Annotated in this window: 1 protein-coding gene and 1 pseudogene; both read right to left on the reverse strand. The window is 59.8% G+C overall.

Going from position 1 to position 2,743, the window contains the following annotated elements; translation table 11 throughout:
- The coding region (ptrA, locus tag ACMX3H_RS19485; RefSeq protein ID WP_415211914.1) for a pitrilysin at window positions 1-1,727 on the reverse strand (1,727 nt) is incomplete at its 3' end.
- Between the two features lie 128 nt (window positions 1,728-1,855).
- Window positions 1,856-2,743 (reverse strand): annotated as a pseudogene (recC, locus tag ACMX3H_RS19490) (exonuclease V subunit gamma); the annotation flags it as partial.

Consider the following 2,743-nt stretch of genomic DNA (forward strand, 5'->3'; position numbering starts at 1 on the left):
AGATAGTCGTTTAACGAATACAGCACCTGATTGCGCGCGCTGCCCATGGCAGCGGCATTGCGGAAATTCAACGTGATATCCGCGCGCGGTTCGTCGGCGAACGCGCTGCTCGGCATATAGTGCAGCCGTAGCCTCGGCTCGTCGATCAGGGTTTCAGGGTGCTCGGGATGACTCGCGCTACGGATCAGGCTGAAATCGTTGGCGATATAAGGATTAAGCGCCGGCAGCGAGAGTGTGATCGCCCGCTCCAGGTGTCGCCAGCGGGCGATTTGCACCGGCGTCAGTTTACTCACCTGATAGGGGGCATCGACAAAGTAGGCGGTCTTATCGTGCGGCGCGTCCGGGCTGATGAACCAGACGCGGGCATGCTGCGGCTTCATGACGTCGAGGCGCGCGCCGATGGCGGCCGGATCGTAGCGGTCGGCCAGATAAGAAGCATCCAGCACATGTTGCACCGGCACCCGCAGCATGGAATCCACCAGCCATTCGATATAGTCCATATTGCGGGTCATCACCGGGAAACGGAAATCCTGGTCCAGCACATGGGCTATCTCGTCGAAATAGTGACGCTGAATCCTCTGATGCCGCAGCAGCGACAGATAGGCAAAAATGGCCGCCACCACCCGGTCGCGCTGCGCATACCCTTTGTCGGAAAGGGAGGCGGCAATGGCGAAAACCCCGCCGTTGCGATTAACCATTGGATCGGCGCCGGCGTCGATAGCGTCCGCCAACCCCTCTTTTTGCAGCCAGTCCGCCAGGGTTCCCGGGCTGCGGTTGCCGATGAGATAGCTGATGTAGGTATCGGTTTTGCTGCGAAACGCGGCGCTGTTGTTGGCGATGGGAAACTCGATGCGCAGCATCTTTCGTGGCTGGACCGGCTGGTAATGGATAACGATACCGGTTTGCGCGGCGGTGACCGCCGGTACGGTGATGGGGGGCACCGACGCCCGGTGGTTGGCGATGCGGCCAAAGGTGGCGGCCGCCAGCTTCGCCATGTCGGGCAGCGGTTGATTGCTGTAAATGACCGCTACCATCAAGTTGGCCGAATAATAACGTTTGTAGAAATGCTGCAGCGCATCGTGCAATTTGCTGTCGGGCTTATCGCTCAAGGTGTCAAGATTGCCGCCAGAAAAGCGCGAACCCGGGTGAGCCGGATTCATGGTCTCAGACCGGATCTGCGCCATGCGCAGGCCGTCGTTGGCGCGCGCCATTCGGAGCTCGGCATCCACCGCATGGCGCTCTTTATCGGCGTAAACCGGATCCAGCCGCGGTGCGGCGATAGCGTCCGCCAACCGATCGATGGCCGGCTGCAGCGCATCGTTTTTCACCTCCAGATAAAAAGCCGTTCTGTAGGACACGGTGCTGGCATTATGATCGCCGCCGTGCTTTTTCAAGAATTCAGAAAGATTTTCCGGCTCTGGATAATGGCGCGACCCCATCAGGATTATATGCTCCAGATAGTGAGCCAGGCCAAGCTGATTGTGCGGATTCTCCAGCGACCCCACCGGCACGGCCACCACCGCAAGCGACTTGACCGCGTCCTTATCGCTCACCAACAGCACCGTCATGCCGTTATCCAGCCGGATAGCCTGATAGTGACGGGGATCTTGACTGCTCTTGTGGATGGCTTCTTTCACCGGTTGCCATCCGCTTTGCGCCCATCCTGGTGCTGCTGTGCTCAAAAAAATCAGTGCGAAACCCAATAACCCGTTAACCAGTTTCAACATTCCTCTCTCCGATAGCTGCCTTGCGGGCCGTTCCTGACCACAGTCTTTTTTTAGGTGACACTTACGTGCAAGAAAACAACATAACGGCGCTTACCGCCGTCGCCGGGGCGGCGCCCCGAACGCTTGACTCAGGCTTTCTTTTCGCGTTTCGCCGGCTCACTCTGCGCCAGATTGAACATAAAGGGTGGCAGCAAATACCGTTCAGCGGCCGATATAATCGCCTCAATATGTTGTTCCTCCAACTGACGCATCAACCGCTGCAGATAAGGATCCTCACCTTCGCCGGGAACATGGCCATTCCCCTGCCAAGCCTGGATAAGTTTATCACGGGCCTGCCGCTGCCGGCTCTCGTCGCGGTCGATGCTCTGCGTCACCGGGTCGTAACAATGGCTTAGCCATGCGCCACCCGCGCAGGGTAACAGCAGCAGCGGCGACGCCATACCCTGACAGTAGCCGGAAACCAGAGAAAGTAAAAACGCTTTCGCCCGACAGGCGGGCAGCGGCGTGAAATGCCACTCGCCGCGCGTACCGAACATCCGGCTCTCGCCTTCGCCGCCCATGGCGCAGTAGGCCAGGTGCTCCAACCACAGCAGCAGGCCATCCCGGGCCGACAGCGTGCCGGGACGCCAGCGCAGCAAGCCATTCGCCTGGACCCGCGGCAGCCAGCCGGAAAGCGTCACCTCGTCCAGCGTCAAAGAGACCTCAAGACTGTGCGTTTCCGGCAATCGCCACATCCGTACCAGCTCAGAGAGCACCGTCATCTCCTGACACTGCCGGGCCCAATACAGCTCGCCGAACGCGCCATAAGGCAACAGGCCGGCGGCGCGCACCTGGCGGAACAGCCGGTCGGTGCTTTCCCCGTCGATAAGGGCATTCACCAGCCGGTCATTGAGCTGATAGCGGGTCAGACCGTCGATGACAAAAGGTTCATCAGCCGCCAGCTCAAGGGTCGTTTGGTGGAAGGAGACCGCCAGGCGCTGCACAAACCAGGCGCGCACCGGGTGGCGATAAAAGCG

It is taken from the genome of Sodalis sp. (in: enterobacteria) (assembly GCF_047607725.1).
In the GTDB taxonomy this organism is placed as follows: domain Bacteria; phylum Pseudomonadota; class Gammaproteobacteria; order Enterobacterales; family Enterobacteriaceae; genus JBLKSS01.